At 49.0% G+C, this 15,679-nt stretch carries 15 protein-coding genes and 4 tRNA genes; 7 read left to right on the forward strand and 12 right to left on the reverse strand.

What is annotated here, in order from left to right:
- The first annotated feature begins 25 nt into the window (after nt 1-25).
- Together MVG27_RS04130 and MVG27_RS04135 are read left to right on the forward strand one after the other, a co-directional pair.
- Entirely contained in the window at nt 26-196 is a 171-nt protein-coding gene (locus MVG27_RS04130; RefSeq protein WP_297549807.1) for a hypothetical protein, read from the forward strand.
- A gap of 48 nt (nt 197-244) precedes the next feature.
- Nucleotides 245-1,963, forward strand: coding sequence for a glutamate--tRNA ligase (locus MVG27_RS04135; RefSeq protein WP_297549809.1), 1,719 nt, complete (start codon nt 245-247; stop codon nt 1,961-1,963).
- 1 nt (nt 1,964) lies between these two features.
- On the opposite strand, the gene MVG27_RS04140 is transcribed toward MVG27_RS04135, so the two are convergent.
- From MVG27_RS04140 to MVG27_RS04150, 3 genes are all read right to left on the reverse strand, one after another.
- Nucleotides 1,965-3,272 (reverse strand): sodium-dependent transporter, encoded by a 1,308-nt coding sequence (locus MVG27_RS04140; protein ID WP_297549811.1) that lies wholly within the window; start codon nt 3,270-3,272, stop codon nt 1,965-1,967.
- A 133-nt stretch (nt 3,273-3,405) separates the two neighbouring features.
- A complete protein-coding gene (malP, locus tag MVG27_RS04145; protein WP_297556256.1) occupies nt 3,406-5,904 on the reverse strand; it encodes a maltodextrin phosphorylase in 2,499 nt (832 codons plus the stop codon).
- 77 nt (nt 5,905-5,981) lie between these two features.
- Entirely contained in the window at nt 5,982-7,856 is a 1,875-nt protein-coding gene (locus MVG27_RS04150; protein WP_297556252.1) for a phosphoenolpyruvate carboxykinase (GTP), read from the reverse strand.
- Nucleotides 7,857-7,994: 138 nt separating this feature from the next.
- Here MVG27_RS04150 and MVG27_RS04155 point away from each other — a divergent pair, with 138 nt between their 5' ends.
- The 3 genes from MVG27_RS04155 to tmk all read left to right on the forward strand — a co-directional run bounded on the left by MVG27_RS04155 (nt 7,995) and on the right by tmk (nt 10,484).
- Nucleotides 7,995-9,080 (forward strand): NDP-sugar synthase, encoded by a 1,086-nt coding sequence (locus tag MVG27_RS04155; protein ID WP_297556254.1) that lies wholly within the window; start codon nt 7,995-7,997, stop codon nt 9,078-9,080.
- 10 nt (nt 9,081-9,090) lie between these two features.
- Nucleotides 9,091-9,801, forward strand: a complete 711-nt coding sequence (locus MVG27_RS04160) for a phospho-sugar mutase (RefSeq protein WP_297556258.1) — start codon at nt 9,091-9,093, stop codon at nt 9,799-9,801.
- A 62-nt stretch (nt 9,802-9,863) separates the two neighbouring features.
- Nucleotides 9,864-10,484, forward strand: coding sequence for a dTMP kinase (tmk, locus tag MVG27_RS04165; RefSeq protein WP_297550251.1), 621 nt, complete (start codon nt 9,864-9,866; stop codon nt 10,482-10,484).
- A 1-nt stretch (nt 10,485) separates the two neighbouring features.
- On the opposite strand, the gene MVG27_RS04170 is transcribed toward tmk, so the two are convergent.
- Nucleotides 10,486-10,562: transfer RNA gene (locus tag MVG27_RS04170), tRNA-Thr, on the reverse strand.
- A gap of 96 nt (nt 10,563-10,658) precedes the next feature.
- On the opposite strand from MVG27_RS04170, the gene MVG27_RS04175 reads away from it, so the two are divergent.
- Nucleotides 10,659-10,734, forward strand: a tRNA-Asn gene (locus tag MVG27_RS04175).
- Between the two features lie 5 nt (nt 10,735-10,739).
- Nucleotides 10,740-10,817 (forward strand) — tRNA-Ile (locus MVG27_RS04180).
- Between the two features lie 99 nt (nt 10,818-10,916).
- On the opposite strand, the gene MVG27_RS04185 is transcribed toward MVG27_RS04180, so the two are convergent.
- From MVG27_RS04185 to ftsZ, 8 genes are all read right to left on the reverse strand, one after another.
- Nucleotides 10,917-10,994 (reverse strand) — tRNA-Arg (locus tag MVG27_RS04185).
- 110 nt (nt 10,995-11,104) lie between these two features.
- Complete coding sequence (rpl12p, locus tag MVG27_RS04190; RefSeq protein WP_297550249.1) at nt 11,105-11,425, reverse strand: 50S ribosomal protein P1; 321 nt, start codon at nt 11,423-11,425, stop codon at nt 11,105-11,107.
- Nucleotides 11,426-11,486: 61 nt separating this feature from the next.
- Nucleotides 11,487-12,506: a 50S ribosomal protein L10 gene (locus MVG27_RS04195; RefSeq protein ID WP_297550247.1), complete on the reverse strand. Its 1,020-nt coding sequence runs from the start codon at nt 12,504-12,506 to the stop codon at nt 11,487-11,489.
- 5 nt (nt 12,507-12,511) lie between these two features.
- Entirely contained in the window at nt 12,512-13,162 is a 651-nt protein-coding gene (locus MVG27_RS04200) for a 50S ribosomal protein L1 (RefSeq protein ID WP_297550245.1), read from the reverse strand.
- Nucleotides 13,163-13,244: 82 nt separating this feature from the next.
- On the reverse strand, nt 13,245-13,736 hold the full coding sequence (locus MVG27_RS04205; RefSeq protein WP_297470104.1) for a 50S ribosomal protein L11: 492 nt from the start codon (nt 13,734-13,736) through the stop codon (nt 13,245-13,247).
- A 34-nt stretch (nt 13,737-13,770) separates the two neighbouring features.
- Nucleotides 13,771-14,229 carry a transcription elongation factor Spt5 gene (locus MVG27_RS04210; protein ID WP_297063250.1) on the reverse strand — a complete coding sequence of 153 codons (459 nt, stop codon included), beginning with the start codon at nt 14,227-14,229 and terminating at the stop codon, nt 13,771-13,773.
- 12 nt (nt 14,230-14,241) lie between these two features.
- A complete protein-coding gene (locus MVG27_RS04215; RefSeq protein ID WP_297550243.1) occupies nt 14,242-14,427 on the reverse strand; it encodes a protein translocase SEC61 complex subunit gamma in 186 nt (61 codons plus the stop codon).
- A 30-nt stretch (nt 14,428-14,457) separates the two neighbouring features.
- Nucleotides 14,458-15,579, reverse strand: coding sequence for a cell division protein FtsZ (gene ftsZ, locus MVG27_RS04220; protein WP_297550241.1), 1,122 nt, complete (start codon nt 15,577-15,579; stop codon nt 14,458-14,460).
- Nucleotides 15,580-15,679 lie beyond the last annotated feature (100 nt).

The following is a 15,679-nucleotide window of genomic DNA, read 5'->3' on the forward strand; positions in this document are numbered from 1 at the left end:
TATGTTTTTCCAGTAGGGAGCTCCGATGGATTTGGGAAGAATGCTCTTTGGAATTGGTCTTATTCTCTGGGGAATTCTCCTAGCAGTGCTGAACTTTTCCATGATATCCCTTCTTTTTGGAGGGATTGGCATTGTCATGATGTTCGTTGAGTTAGTTGGCTTGGAGAAAAATCCGGAAGATAGAACCCCGCTTTAGGACTAACCTTTATAACCGCTTTTCCGATTCCCCCACGGGTGGTCAAAGATGGTGGAAGAGCTAATCTGGAAGTACGCGCTGGTTAACGCTTACACCCACAAAGGAAAGGCAAACCCGAAGGCCGTTATCGGGAAGGTACTCGGCGAGAACCCCGAGCTGAGGCCTAAAGCGAAGGAGATAATCCCGCTCGTAAACGAGATAGTCGAGAAGGTGAACGCCTTATCTCTTGAGGAGCAGGAGGCAAAGCTCCGCGAGATTTATCCGGAATTCTTTGAGGAGAAAAAGGGGAAGAAGGAGGAGAAGAAAGGCCTACCCCCTCTCCCGAAGGCCAAGAAAGGCAAGGTCGTTACGCGCTTCGCCCCGAACCCTGACGGTGCCTTCCACCTCGGGAACGCGAGGGCCGCTATTCTAAGCCACGAGTACGCGAGGCTCTATGATGGCAAGTTCATCCTGCGCTTCGACGACACAGACCCGAAGGTCAAGAGGCCAGAGCCTATCTTTTATGAGTGGATTAAGGAGGACCTTGAGTGGCTCGGCTTCAAGATTGATGAGATACACATAGCCAGCGACAGGCTGGAGATATACTACAACTACGCTGAGAAGCTGATTAAGATGGGGAAGGCCTACGTCTGCACATGCAAACCGGAGGAATTCCGTGAACTTCGCGACAAGGGCATTGCCTGCCCGCACAGGGACGAGCCGGTTGAAGTTCAGCTTGAAAGATGGAGGAAGATGCTTAATGGTGAATACAGGGAAGGGGAGGCCGTAGTCAGGATAAAGACCGACCTCAAGCATCCAAATCCAGCGGTAAGGGACTGGCCCGCTCTGAGAATCATAGACAACCCGAACCACCCAAGGACTGGAAACAAGTACCGCGTCTGGCCCCTCTACAACTTTGCCTCAGCGATAGACGACCACGAGCTTGGGGTTACTCATATCTTCCGCGGACAGGAGCATGCTGAAAACGAGACGAGACAGAGGTATATCTATGATTATTTTGGCTGGGAATATCCGGTTACGGTGCACCACGGCAGGCTGAGCATTGAGGGAGTTATCCTCAGCAAGTCGAAGACTAGGAAGGGCATTGAGGAAGGGAAATACCTCGGCTGGGACGACCCGAGGCTCGGAACGATTCGCGCTTTGAGGAGGCGCGGGATTCAGCCGGAGGCAATCAGAGAGCTAATCATCGAAGTCGGCCTAAAGAGGAGTGACACAACCATCAGCTGGGACAACCTTGCCGCGATAAACAGGAGGATAGTTGAACCTATAGCAAACCGCTACTTCTTTGTTGCAGACCCGATTCCAATGCACATAGAGGGTTATGACAGGGAATTTATAGCTGAGATACCCCTCCATCCGGATTATCCGGAGAGGGGAGTTAGAAGGCTCAAGTTCGAGCCGGGTAAGCCCGTCTATGTCTCCAGGGACGACATGGATCTCTTTAAACCGGGCAACTTTGTAAGGCTGAAGGACCTCTTCAACGTTGAAATCATCGAGGTTAACGAGGAGGGCATAAAGGCCAGGTTCCACAGCGTTGAGTATGAAATAGCCAAGAAGAACCGCTGGAGAATGGTTCACTGGGTCACAGAGGGCAAGTCCTGTGAGGTCTGGGTTCCCGAGGGTGAGGAGCTGATAATAAGGCACGGCCTCCTTGAGAGCGATGCCGACGTTAAGGTTGATGACGTTGTTCAGTTCGAGCGCTTTGGTTTCGTGAGAATAGACGAGGTAAAAGATGGAAAGGTCAGGGCGATTTTCGCCCACAAGTGACTTACTCTTCTTTCTTTTTAATGAGGTTGTTGGCGAGGAGACCAGTTGCCACAAGTATTATTGCAATTACTGCTCCGATTATGTCAGCGCCTCCATTCTTTGCTGTTGCATACAGGGCGTAAAGTCCCATTGGAATAAGAACGCCGAAGAGAATTGCACCTGCTATTAACTGTCCAGTGGTTGGTTTTAGCCCTGTTACCTTTTCTATCTCTTTCGAAATTACAGGATAGTACTCAAACAATGAAGTGAAGAATATTGATATCGATACCGCAAGTAGTAGTGCCTGAGCAAGTTCTGGAACGGAGTCCGGGATACCAATAAGGAGGGCCATCCCCAGCAGGTATGCGGCAGCTCTGTTTCTTCCAACTTTCATGTTGAATTCAAGAATCTGAAGCCCTACTTCAGCTGTTGGAAGGATACTTGTGACGCCTGCAAGGAATATTGAGATCGCTATAAGTATCAGGAGGACATTGTAGCCTGCTAAGATTGAGGGGAGTTTTCCCATCAGGGCAATTGCCGCTTCTTCTCCTCCATAAACGTACTTTAACAGTTCACCTGGTGTGGAGGGAGCTATGGCATACACTATTGTTATTGTGGATAGCACTCCAATTAGCAACTGAATTATAACACCTGCACTTATAATGAGCTTGGCGTTGAACCGTTCGTTTATAAAACTGCCGAGCATTAAGTAGAATCCAAAACCTAGCCCAACGGCATAAATTGCTCTCTCTGCTGCAGTAGTAATTAAGGCTAGTGTTACTGGATGAGTGCTTACAATCATGTGCTTGGCCATTCCAAGAAAAGCGGCTGTTGAGGGGATCTTTACTACAAACGCAAGAGTTGTTACGACAACAGCAATGACCAAGATCATTGAGCCCGCTGCCATGATTGTAAACGTTTTCTCTTTTGCCCTTGTTAAGATAACAAAGACTATGGCCATCATTATAATCTTTGCTATAAGTCTTCCAACGGTTCCCGTTCCTAAAACTGGAGCCAACAGAATCAGCATGGTATTTGCTGTGTAGTATGACAAGAATATTATTGCCAACGCTAGGATAGATACAATCATTGCAGGCTTCCGCATTATCTTGTTATACAGCTCAACGAAGTAATATCCGGATTTTATGACTTTCTCTGCTTCGGCTATGGCAACGTATGTAAACACTGCTAGGAATGCAACGTGTATTATGAACCCTGTTATTCCGTACTCAAGCCAAAACTGGGGAAATAGTCCTATGGTTCCAATACCCGTTGCAAATCCGGCAACCAAGAACATCAGGTACATGCTCCACTTTTTTATTTCATCCATCATGACCACCTGTATGAGTTGTTTGTCTCTGTAAGTCCGTTTAGAAAAATTAAAAGATTTGCTCTCATACATCAACAGAAAATTTCAAAAAATGTTCATGCCTTTGTCTTAAGATACTCACCTTGTAACGTTTTTAGTCCAGCCCAATCCATTTTACCAGCCCTAACAGGAATTTGTAGGGAAGCTTCTCGTGGTGTGGGTAAATCCTAAGGGCATAGTGCCAGCAGGGATCACCTAAATGTTTTAGTGCACTTCCTTTGTACGTATAAATCCATTCACCGTTTCCAAGGAATTTTGGATGCCTTAGCTCGATGATGTGGGGTTTTTCTATATGATATCCCTCTGCCCTGACACCGTAATAGAGCTCTACTTTAACATCATCTGGTCTTAGTCCATCAAGATTAACTGTAACTTCGAGACCAGACTTGTTCTCATTAATGTTGATATTTACAAAGTCTACATACTGCCATGAGTTCATAACTCTCTCTTTCCATTCTGCTATCTCCTTTGCTCCCTTGTAGTTGTCCCGGGTAAGCCAAATGTGGTTGCTCATGGCTTTGGAATAAAACCTGTCCATGTACTCCTTGACCATTCTGTGGGTGCTGAAGCGTGGAGCTATGCTCTTTATGCTTTCCTTCATCATGTAGATCCACTTCTCGCGATTGCCGTAATATGTGGGAATTATCTCTCTCTCGAGGAGGTCGTAGAGGGACTGGGCGTCCTTAACGTCGTCTTCTTCACTCTCCGGCTCGGTGCTTTCCTCACCGATAACCCAGCCGTTCTTGCCGTTGTATCCCTCAACCCACCATCCATCGAATATACTCGCGTTCAAAACTCCGTTGAGGCCGGCCTTCATTCCGCTCGTCCCGCTCGCTTCTAACGGTCTCCTTGGTGTGTTGAGCCAGACGTCAACGCCAGCAACCATCAGCCTCGCGCTACCCATGTCGTAGTTCTCTAGAATGAATATCTTTCCCCTGAACTCGGGCATTTTACTAACTTCGTAGATCCTCTTGAGGAACTCTTTCCCGCCCCAGTCGTTTGGATGTGCCTTTCCACCGAAGACAATGTAGACTGGTCTCGTGGAATCACTTAGAATTTTCTTCAGCCTTTCTAAGTCACTGATAAGAAGAATAGCACGTTTGTACGTTGCAAATCTTCTTGCAAACCCTATTATGAGCGCGTTTTCGTCTATAGCTGGAATTGGGTCATCTATCCCTAGGCGCTCGTTTTTTTCCATGACCTTTCTTCTGAGAAGTTCAATAAACTGCCTCTTAGCCTCAAGATGAGCTTCCCATAGCTCTTTATCGGGAATCCTCTCAATTGCGTACCATATACCCTCAATGTTCGTATGTTCGCGCCAGACCTTTCCGATGTATCTATCGAAGAGCTTCCTCATCTCGTTGTGCACCCATGTCATTGTGTGAACACCGTTGGTTATCGCCTCTATCGGTATTTCGTCAAGGGGGACGCCGGGCCAGAGGTGCTGCCACATCCTCCTGCTCACTTGAGCGTGTAGCTTGCTGACACCGTTCACGTAGCTCGACGTCCTTATGGCTAGGAGCGTCATGTTGAACTGGTCTCCTTCCCTCCCCAACTCAAGGAGCTCCTCCCTTCCTTCAAGGAACAGTGAGAGCCTTTTCCTGACTTCCTCAATGGGAAACCTGTCGTGGCCAGCTGGGACTGGCGTATGGGTCGTGAAGACAGTCGTTCCCCTGACAACGCTCAGGGCCTCGGTGAATGTGAGGCCTTCCTCCATGAGCCATGCAATCCTCTGGAGGTTGGCGAAGGCGGGGTGACCTTCATTTAGGTGGACTACCCCAGGTTCGATGCCAAGGGCTTTGAGGAGTCTCATTCCGCCGATGCCGAGGAGTATCTCCTGTTTTATCCTCTTGTCCATCTCGGCATTATAAAGATAATCGCATATGGTTCTGTCCTCGGGGCCGTTCTCGGGGACATCGGTGTCGAGAAGGTAAATCCTGACCCTTCCAACTTGGACCTCGAAGGCCCTTGCGTAGACTGTTCTATCTTCTATAGGAACCTCTACGAGCAGTCTCTTGCCGTCCTTATTAAGGACGGGCCTTATTGGCATTTCCTCGGGCTTGTATTCCGGGAAAATCTCAATTTGATTACCCTTTTCGTCTATCTCCTGTTTGAAATAACCGTGTTTATAGAGTAGACCAACGGCTATGAAGGGTAAGCCTAAGTCGCTGGCCGTTTTAACGTGGTCTCCGGCAAGAATTCCAAGACCGCCGGAGTAAATCGGCAGGCTTTTGCTTATGCCGTACTCCATGCAGAAATAGACTATCGGCCTGTCCCATTTCGGATAGTTGGTCGAGAACCATGTTGATTCTGGGTTCATGTAGTCCTCAAACTGCTCCATGACGAGCTCGTAGAGGTTCATAAAATCGTCGTCTCTGAGGAGTTCTTTGAATCTGCTCGTTGGAGTATCAAGGAGTAGCTTTACCGGGTTCTTGTATTCGGCCCAGTGTTCGGGGTCTATCTTTTCCCATAGTTTCGTTGCCCTCCTGTTCCAGCTCCACCAGTAGTTGTAGGCTAGATCTGCGAGTCCAATGAGAGGACTCGGGAGTTTTCCGCGGATTGATTTATAGATGCATTCGTCGGTTTTCACCATAGAAACCACCGATGGTGATACTACTATCTTTGGATTTAAAAATCCTGTCACTCATGGGTTCATAAAAGAAAGAGAAGTTAAGAACCCTCAAGCATTGAGGGACTGATGTAGTCGCCGTACTTCTCCCTTGCCTCGAGAAGCCTGTTTCTCTCTTCTTCAAGAACTTTGAAAAGCTCCTTCGGAACGTCCTTGACCTTCTCGCGGTAGATTTTCTCTATGCGCTCAATCTTCTCCAACAGCTCTGGAACCCTGATTGTGAACTGCTTCTCGTAGTCCTCCCTGCTGTAGTCCTTGTTAAGAACCTCCCTGAAGAGCCTTTTCAGGTCCCCATACTTAGGAATGTAGCCTATCGGCGTCTCTATTGCATCGACATCACCATGCACCCGAAGCTCCATCCACTTGAGCCACACTGCTTTGTCGAGCTTGTGGTTGAGCCACTTACCGTTTTCGCGGAGGAAGTAGTTTACAGCAAAGATTTTCGGCGTCTTCCTGAGCTTTTTGCCAAACTCAAGGTAGTTTCTGATGTAATCTCCCAGGGGAACGCTCATGAAGTCGAGTATCGCCATCGGGTTGAAGGCCCTGACGCCCTCCTTCCCGAGAGTGGCCGCGGTTGTCTCGCTCTCAAGCGAGGCGCCCATCGTTATAATTCCGTGCTCCCAGCTGAAGGCTTCTCTCACCGGAGGCCATGTGTCTGCATCCCTTCCTCCGAAAATCATGCCTCCAACTTCAACACCGCACGGGTTGTTGAGGGCCTCCAAATCAACGTTTGGGAAGTGCTCAAGGGAAACGGTAAAGCGCGCATTCTTGTGGCTCGGCGGTATCTCGTTGCCCTCTCTGTCCTTTTTGCCCTTCCACCACTTTCCGCTGTGGTTCTCCCCTTCCTCCGGAATCTCAATGCCCATGTCGTTCCAGTAGGGCTTGCCGTCCCTTACAAGGACGTTGGAGAAGATTATCTCGACCGGGGAATGAAGGACCTGCCAGATAATCGGGTCGTCCTCGGGGTTTACGCCTTGAATGATGCCGAAAACACCCTTCTCGACGTTCGCTCCTCTGGCTATACCGTTAACGGGCAGAATGAAAGTCAAATCGTCGCCGACTATGTTCTCCCATGGTATCATGGCAGTGGATGTCTTTCCGCACATGCTCGGATATGCTCCTGTAAAGTAGGTCTTTCTGCCGTTCGGGCCGTTAACGCGCATGAGGAACATGTGCTCGCTCAGCCACCCTTCTCTAACGGCCTTCTGGATTGTGAGGCGGAAGGCGAGCTTTTTCAGACCTATCGTGTTGCCACCGTACTGGGTGTTGAGGGAGTAGACCGTCTCGTCTTCGAGGTCAATGTAAATCCTCCTCTTCTCAAGGTTCTTGCTGGTTTTTCTCTCGTCTAGTTCTCCAGCCGAGTGGACGAAGCGGAAGAACTTGGCATTTCTACCGAGTCTCTTGAACTCCTCGTAGCCCTTCCGATAAAGGATGAACTCGGAATGAGCAACGTAGGCCGAATCCGTTAGCTGAACCGCTGGAATCGTGAATATCGAGTTCTTTGGACCCAGCACGAAGAAGCATACGAAGAGCTCCTTGCCCTTCATAACACCCTTCATCAGTTCCCTTATCTCCCTAAGCCCCTCTTCCCTATCCATCGTGTTGAGGAACGGAATCTCCTTTCCGCCGGAGACGAGAAGCTTTGTGTTGGCCTTGTCCCTCGCCTGGTCGTAGTAGTTGTCGTAGTGGACCGTATGGTTCGGCGTTTCGAGCATCTTTTCCTCGCCGTAGTAGAGGGCCTTCCAGCGGACGTAGAGCTCATCCTCTTCGCTGTCAGTACAGACGAAAACCTTGCTCGGCTCGAGCCACTCAATCCACTCAGCCAGAAAAGAATGAAGCTCGGGGTTGTCTATGGCCTTTATTTTCTCAAACTGCTCCTTTGGAAGTAATTCAGCAAGTTTCTCAAGTGCACCCATGGTATCCCCCGACACATGTTGACCGATGGCTTAAAATAGTTGTTGCGACTATATAACTATGGCAACGAACTCTAGGGCCAGATAGGTGTGCAGTAAAATATTTGAGCGAGATGTAGATATAATGGGATGGTGCTCAAAATGAAGGCAGTAATTTTGGCTGGGGGCAAGGGGACTAGGCTCTTACCCTTAACCGTTTACAGGCCAAAGCCAATGATCCCCTTTTTTAACAGACCCCTCATGGAATACGCCCTTCAGAACCTTATTAAGGCAGGTGTTGACGAAGTCTATGTTCTCGTTGGTTACCTAAAGGAGCGTATAATGGAATACTTTGGAGATGGGAGCAAGTGGGGGATAGAAATTCACTACTCCAACAAAGACAACATAAAACTTGGAACTGCGGGAGCGACGAAAAAGGTTGTAAAACACATGGACGATACATTCTTTGTGGTTTCAAGTGATGTCCTTACCAACCTTGATCTAAGGGCACTCTATGACTATCATAAGAAAAAGAAAGCCCTCGCAACGATAGCTCTATCAGAGGTTGACGATCCAACTCAGTATGGCATAGCAATAATAGACTCTGAGGGTAGAATTCAGCAGTTCAAGGAGAAACCCAAGCCAGAAGAAGTCTTTAGTAATCTTGTCAATGCTGGTATTTACGTCTTTGAACCTGAGGCCTTTGATCTCGTCCCAAAGGCCAAGAACTTCGACTTTTCCAAGGATTTGTTCCCGAGAATGCTGGAGAACGATTTGGCTCTCTACGGGTTCCCCTTCAAGGAGTACTGGAACGACGTTGGAAGGCCTTCAAGCTATCTTCAAGCGACGGAGGACGTTTTCCTTGGACGGCTTATACTCCCCCAGATAAAAACTGAAAGCCTGAAAGGAAATCTAGAATACGGAGGAGCGCTTTACACAGGTAAGAGATGCATCCTTAGAAGGCCAGAGATACGTGGTTTTGCAGTTATTGGAGATGACGTTGAAATTGGGAGAAACGTTAAGATAGAGCGCTCTGTGATCTTCTCTGGTGTTACAATCGAGGAAGGGGCGGAAATCAGGGAGGCTATAATTGGGGAAAACGTTCATATAGGTAAGGGTGTTGTAATACAGCCGGGTAGTGTGATTGGGGATAACACTCTCATTGAAGACTTTAGCAAGATTGGTTCAAACGTAAAGATTTGGGTTGAGTCTAGAATAGGTAGGGAAAGCATAATACTTCCTGATTGAGGTGGTGAAAGTGGAAGTGTATTATTCCCAGAGGTTTAACCCCGAAGAGCTGGCTCTTTTAGGCAGGGCTATAGGGACGGTTTCCCATGGGACTATAATAGTTGGCAGAGACGGCAGGGCAATTTCCCGCTATGGGAAGAGAGCGATGGTTGTCGGCATAGTAAGTACTGGTTCAACCATAATGGACGTTCGTTTGATTCCTCTTATAGCACTCAAGGACTTTGCACATAAGAAGGGTCTTCCTCTGGCATATGTTTACTACTATGGAGGAGTCAGGGTTTATGTTAGTGGTATTGATGTTGAAGAGATAAATGCTATTCTCGAAAGTAGGAGCTTTATAGAGGCCCAGCCAAATGATATCGGTGCAACAGTTTATTATCCAAATGCCCTCGACGATTTCCTTCACGAAATCTTTAAGCACTACAATTTCAAGCTAGAGGGCAAGGCTCTCGTTGATGCTATGAACACTCCGGCGGTCTTATTTTTCCCAAGAATGAATGAACATTTTGGTTTTGAAGTTGAGCTTATGAACGACATGATGACAAGTTACCTTCCCCCAAAACCAAAGGAAGTTTTCCTCCACAAGTTGAACAAGGGAGACTATGACTTTGGAATGCGCTTTAGGCCCGATGGTGTCGTTGAGTTTTACAAAGAGAACGAGCAGAAAGAGTTCACAAGCATGTGGTCTCTCCTTGACTATATGAAAAAACTCGCTCTTTAACGGCAGTTTTATAAGCTATCTTTTGGTCTTTTATACGTTCTTTCATCTTGGGGGTGAAGAGCTTGGGGATCTTTATAGTACTTGAGGGCATAGACGGTGCTGGAAAGTCAACACAAGCAAAACTACTAAAAATATGGTTTGAGGAGAAAGGATATGAAGTTGTTTTGACTAAAGAGCCAACAGATACCCCCTTTGGTAAGCTTATAAGGCGACTTGTCTTAACTGGTGGGAAGGAGGGTATTATAGATGGGGCTAAAATAAGCCATGAAGCAGAGGCTTTACTCTTTGCAGCAGATAGAGCCGAGCATGTTGATAAGTTAATAAAGCCATCCCTTGAGTCTGGAAAAGTCGTAATTTCTGACAGATATTTCTATTCCTCCCTTGCCTATCAATGGGCTCGAGGTCTAGACCTTGAATGGCTTATTGATCTCAACCGGTTTGCTATACGACCAGATTTAGTTTTGCTTCTTGACCTTCCCGTTAGAGAAAGCATGAAACGAATAAAAACAAGGAGTATAAGGAGTGAGTTCGACAAAATAATGGAACTTCAGAAAAGAGTGCGTGAGAACTATCTCAAACTTGCAGAGTTATTTCCAGAGATTAAGATAGTTAACGCTATGGAAGACGTTGATAACGTCCATAGACAGATTGTTGCTTTGGTCGAATCTTTACTAGAGAAATGAATGGAGCCCCGGGCGGGATTTGAACCCGCGACCGGCGGATTACAAGTCCGCCGCCCCGCCAGGCTAGGCTACCGGGGCAGTCGCTTTTTAGGATTAATTTGATGGTTATAAATCTTTCTACTTTTCTAACCGCAAAATTTATAAACGTCCCTTATATCCCCTACATTGGGTTGAGCCGCCGTAGCTTAGTTGGTAGAGCGCCGGACTGTTAATCCGGCGGTCCCCGGTTCGAATCCGGGCGGCGGCGCCAGTAATGGGCCCGTAGCTCAGCCTGGTCAGAGCGCGCGGCTCATAACCGCGTGGTCGGGGGTTCAAAGCCCCCCGGGCCCACCAATCTGTTTTTCCTGTTCTTATTCTTGAGAGCATTAAATTTTAGTGAATTAAATTGTTACTTAAGATTTAAAAATTACAAATTGCACGATAATGCTTCAATGGCGGGCCGGGCGGGATTCGAACCCGCGACCTTCGGCTCCGAAGGCCGACGCCCTGTCCAGACTAGGCCACCGGCCCAACCCTACATGGGTTGAGAAAACAAAACATAAAGCTTGCGGTTCAGTAAAGGTCACCAGAAATTTTCTTAGACTCACATTTGAAGAAGTTTGAAAGAAAAGGGAAGAGGTTCAACCGAAGAGGGCGCCGAGACCAGCGAGGGCCTCCTCCTCGCTGACCTCTTCCTCTTCCTCCTCTTCCTCCTCCTGGGCTTGTTCGGCACCGCTCTCGGCCGGAGCGGGAGCGGCAGCAACAGCAACCGGAGCGGCGACCGGCATGGCGGCCTTTTCGATGACCTCGTCGATGTTAACTCCCTCGAGAGCGGCAACGAGGGCCTTTATTCTGGCGTCATCTGGTGTAACACCAGCAGCCTCGAGGACTTTCTTAAGGTTTTCCTCAGTTATCTCCTTACCAGCGGCGTGGAGTAGCAGAGCGGCATACACGTACTCCATCCTTTCACACCTCCAATCATCTTCATTCTTTTTTATTCGCACGTATGCGAGGGAAAGTAATTCAGCCGAAGAGGGCGCCCAGCCCAGCGAGCGCATCCTCTTCGCTGGCTTCCTCTTCTTCCTCTTCCTCCTCAGCTTCTTCAACTTTCTCCTCGGTTGGCTGAGGAGTTGCAACGGCCACTTGGGCCTGAGCGTTTAAAAGCTCTTTGGTTTTCTCGTCAAGTAACTCCTCGGGCAGGTTCTGGGCTATGAGCAGGACGGCACGTATGGCCCTGCCAAATATGTCCTCGACCGTCTCTGGAGTAATGTAACCGGCCTCGATTGCAACGTTCTTGGCTCCAAGGAAGGCCTTCTGGATGATGGCCTCGATGGTCTGCTTGGTTGGATACGCTATGTTAACTGACAGGTTGAAGGCGTGCATGTAGGCCTTCTGGAGCATGTTGATGTATTCTTCCTCGTCTATTGCCAGCACATTAGGTGTATAAATAATGCCATCTTCGTAAGCTGCTAGGAGGTTGAGGCCAACTTCTAGAGGCTCAATTCCCAAGGCGTTAAGGATTCTTGCGAGCTGTTCTGTTATAACCTCACCGGCCTTGAGGACGGTGTAGTCCTTCTGGATGCTAACCTTACCCCTTTCGATTCTCGCAGGAATTCCTAGGGCCTGCATCTCACCGACGAGCGGGCCCGGTGGGATTGAGGTAGGACCGGCAGGAATGACAACGTCCTTCGGAACGACTGCTCCTGGCTTGGCCGGTGCAGGAGTTTTGCTCTCCTCAAGGAGCTTGTAGAGCTTGAAGGGGTTCATCTCAGTGGCGAGTATGGCTGCTCCACCCTCGATGTAGTCGGCGAGCTTCTCAAGGTCCGGCTTACCAAGCTCCTGAGCGGCTCTCTTTATGGCCAGCTCGATGAGAGTGTTCCTGCTCACGCGAAGGAGCGCCTTCCCTCGGAGCTTGTCACGCATCTTGCTGAGCGGATAAGCGGGGACACCGGCCACGTCAACGAGGGCAATTACTGGGTGGCTCTTGATTATCTTGGTGAGCTCCTCAACTTCCTTCTTCTTCCACTCGGCTACGTGGGCCATTTCCCTCACCTCTCTACCTTAACGGCCGGGCCCATTGTGGTTTTCACGTACACTGACTTCACCTGGTTCTCACCGCGCTCGAGCTTGTTGATGATGGCGTTGAGAACCGCCTCGGCGTTTTCGGCGAGCTTCTCATCGTCCATGTCCTCGGTTCCTATTGGGGCGTGGACAACGGGATTGTTCTTGAGTTGTATCCTGACGGTCTTCTTGAGCTTGTTCACTATGGGCTCGAGGTTAGTTATGGTGGGTGGAACTACTACGGGCATCTTATTTCTTGGACCGAGATACCTACCGAGGTACTTACCTATCTTTGGCATCAGTGGTGCCGCCGCTATGAAGAAGTCGTAGCGCTTCGCAAGCTTTCTCGCTTCCCTCGGGCTCTTAGCTATTTCCTCAAGTTGCTCACTACTAATAACATCCAGCCCGAGCTTTTTAGCCGCCTCGGCAACGGCACCATCAGCGATGACCGCGATTTTTGGCTCCTTCCCACGACCGTGAGGTAGCACAACCTCAAGCTTGAACCTGTTCTCCGGCTTGCGGAGGTCTATATCCTTGAGGTTGACTGCTATCTCGACGGTCTGTGTGAAGTTACGCGGCTTAGCCCGGGCCTTCGCCTCCTTCACCGCTTCCACGAGTTTCTGCCTGTCGAAGGCCATTTACAGCCCTCCTTTTTGTTGTTTTCAATTTAAGCCGAAAAAGTCAAAGATGCGTAAAAGGAGGGATTTTTAAAGTTTTCCCTCACTCCTCAGCTTTCTCAAAAATCTCATCGTAGAGTCCTTCGTCAATTTCCCTCTGGACTTCTCTTGGATCCTTGCCCTCAACGGTAACGCCCATGCTGAGGGCCGTTCCAATGACTTCCTTGGCAGCTGCCTTAAGCGTCGGTGAGAGCATCTGGTCAATCTTCATCTTGGCTATCTTGACGACCTGCTCCATCTTGAGGTCTCCAACCGGGGTGTGGCCGGCCTCACTTGAGCCCTTCGGAATGCCGAGCTCCTTCTTTATGAGCTGGCTGGTCGGAGGAATACCGACCTCAATTCTGAAGGTCTTCTTCTTGGGATCCTCAACGATAATCTTGACGGGAACCTGCATTCCCTCGAATTCCTTCGTTGCCTTGTTTATCTCGTCAACGACCTGCTTAACGTTCAGTCCAAGGGGACCGATGGCTGGACCGAGTGGCGGTCCGGGTGTAGCTTTTCCACCTTCAACGAGGACTTCGACAACCTGTGGCATTCATCTCACCACCTTTACTTTTGTCTCGGGCCTGTCACTCCTTCTGGCGTTTGCTTATAAGTCTAACGTATTCGCCCCTTACCGTGACCGGTATCGGGACGATTGAACCAATGAGCTCGACAACGATTTCATCCTTGCTCTCATCAACCCTGACGACCTTGGCCTTCTCGCCCTTGAACGGGCCGGCAATGAGCTCGACGATGTCACCGGGCTCGAACCCGCTAACGGCTGGCTTCTCCTCAAGGAAGTGCTCAATCTCGTGAAAGGGAATCTCGCCCGGAAGAACGCGCTTGGCGTGGCGGATACCCCTTATGGCCTCGTCAACGGCACTCTTGCTTGGGGCCTCAACAAAGATGTAGCCTTTAACCTTACTCGGGGCCAGTATGGCCTGGATTGGGATGTTGTACGTTTTTGCCTTGCTGTAAATGAGGTTCGCAGTCGTTGTTTCCTGACCAACGGTAACGCTGACTGTGAATATCTTTCCCTCGGCCATGGTGCAACCCTCTCAAGAACCAGTAATGAAGTATCCAATTATTCTGATGAGCATTCCTATGAGACCTATCAAAATCATTCCGAGACCGGTAATCTTAACGGCCAGTTTAAACTCTTTCATTCCCGGTTTTCTTGTAACTAGCAATACTCTTTTTGACTCAGAGAGAAAATTTCTAAGTCTCTCGATGACGCTTGCCACTTTCTTCACCCCATTAAAAGTTTAAAATGTTCAGAGTTCATCAAGATCCAGCCTAATGGTTTTCTTCTCCTCTTCTCCGAAATATGGAGTTTCCTCTTCTTCAACAACGGCATAAGGGGAACTAACACCTGTGACAACAAGGAGAATTCTAATCATCTTACCAAGCTCCTCATCCAGCTGGATTCCCCAGATGACCTGTGCCTCTGGGTCGAGCTTGCTCGTAACGAGCTCGATTATCTGCTGGGCTTCCTCAAGCTTGACGTCGCTTCCGCTGATGCTTATTAATGCCCCCTTGGCACCGCTTATGTCAACGTCGAGGAGCGGGCTGTTAAGGGCCTGCTGAGCCGCTTCTAAAGCCCTCTTCTCGCTGTCGCTCTCGCCTATGCCTATCATTGCCACGCCGCCGTCCTTCATAACTGCTCTAACATCGTTGAAGTCGAGATTAACCAGTCCGGGCTTAGTGATGAGCTCGGTTATACCCTTAACGGCCTGAACCAGTATCTCGTCGGCAACTTTGAATGCCATGTGTATCGGCAGGTTTGGAGCGACTTCCATGAGCTTGTCATTGGGTATAACTATTACCGTGTCGGTGTTCTTTCTGAGCTTTTCAAGTCCATACTCTGCATTCTTGATGCGCCTTATCCCCTCAACGGTGAAGGGAAGTGTAACGACGGCGACCGTCAAGGCGCCCATCTTTTTGGCTATCTCCGCAACCACTGGAGCGGCACCGGTTCCGGTTCCACCTCCTAGACCGCAGGTAATAAAGACCATGTCGGCTCCTTCCAGTGCTTCCCTTATTTCCCTCTCGCTTTCCCTTGCTGCTTCTTCACCCATTTTGGGGTTGTTTCCGGCACCGAGACCCCGAGTGAGTTCCTTGCCGATAAGTATCTTTTTGTGAGCTTTGATTTTGAGGAGGTCTTGAGCATCGGTGTTAATGGCTATTATTTTGGCCCCTTCTATTCCGACCTGCATCATTCTGTTAACGGTGTTACAACCGGCACCACCGACACCGACTACGTATATTTTCGCCTGAATCTGCTCAAGGAGCTTTTTAAGCTCCTCGTCTATGTCCGACTGAGTCTGAACCTCGGGAACGGCCTTTGGCTGGGCCGTAGAGGTTCTTTCGATGGCATCTTCAATCAGCTTCAGCATTTTTTCACCCTCCGGAGAGTTTAACACCCTTTGGAGTTTGTGGGGGAGGAGTATATAAACTTAGCTAACCCAAAACTGAACTTAACTGCCACACCGCCTC

Source organism: Thermococcus sp. (assembly GCF_027011145.1).
Taxonomy (GTDB): Archaea; Methanobacteriota_B; Thermococci; order Thermococcales; family Thermococcaceae; genus Thermococcus.

Bases quoted from the DNA above. Each gene is read 5' to 3' on its own strand.
- MVG27_RS04130 (WP_297549807.1), top strand. From the start codon at position 26: ATGGATTTGGGAAGAATGCTCTTTGGAATTGGTCTTATTCTCTGGGGA.
- MVG27_RS04135 (WP_297549809.1), top strand. From the start codon at position 245: ATGGTGGAAGAGCTAATCTGGAAGTACGCGCTGGTTAACGCTTACACC.
- MVG27_RS04140 (WP_297549811.1), bottom strand. From the start codon at position 3,272: ATGGATGAAATAAAAAAGTGGAGCATGTACCTGATGTTCTTGGTTGCC.
- malP (WP_297556256.1), bottom strand. From the start codon at position 5,904: ATGGTGAAAACCGACGAATGCATCTATAAATCAATCCGCGGAAAACTC.
- MVG27_RS04150 (WP_297556252.1), bottom strand. From the start codon at position 7,856: ATGGGTGCACTTGAGAAACTTGCTGAATTACTTCCAAAGGAGCAGTTT.
- MVG27_RS04155 (WP_297556254.1), top strand. From the start codon at position 7,995: ATGAAGGCAGTAATTTTGGCTGGGGGCAAGGGGACTAGGCTCTTACCC.
- rpl12p (WP_297550249.1), bottom strand. From the start codon at position 11,425: ATGGAGTACGTGTATGCCGCTCTGCTACTCCACGCCGCTGGTAAGGAG.
- MVG27_RS04195 (WP_297550247.1), bottom strand. From the start codon at position 12,506: ATGGCCCACGTAGCCGAGTGGAAGAAGAAGGAAGTTGAGGAGCTCACC.
- MVG27_RS04200 (WP_297550245.1), bottom strand. From the start codon at position 13,162: ATGGCCTTCGACAGGCAGAAACTCGTGGAAGCGGTGAAGGAGGCGAAG.
- MVG27_RS04205 (WP_297470104.1), bottom strand. From the start codon at position 13,736: ATGCCACAGGTTGTCGAAGTCCTCGTTGAAGGTGGAAAAGCTACACCC.
- MVG27_RS04210 (WP_297063250.1), bottom strand. From the start codon at position 14,229: ATGGCCGAGGGAAAGATATTCACAGTCAGCGTTACCGTTGGTCAGGAA.
- ftsZ (WP_297550241.1), bottom strand. From the start codon at position 15,579: ATGCTGAAGCTGATTGAAGATGCCATCGAAAGAACCTCTACGGCCCAG.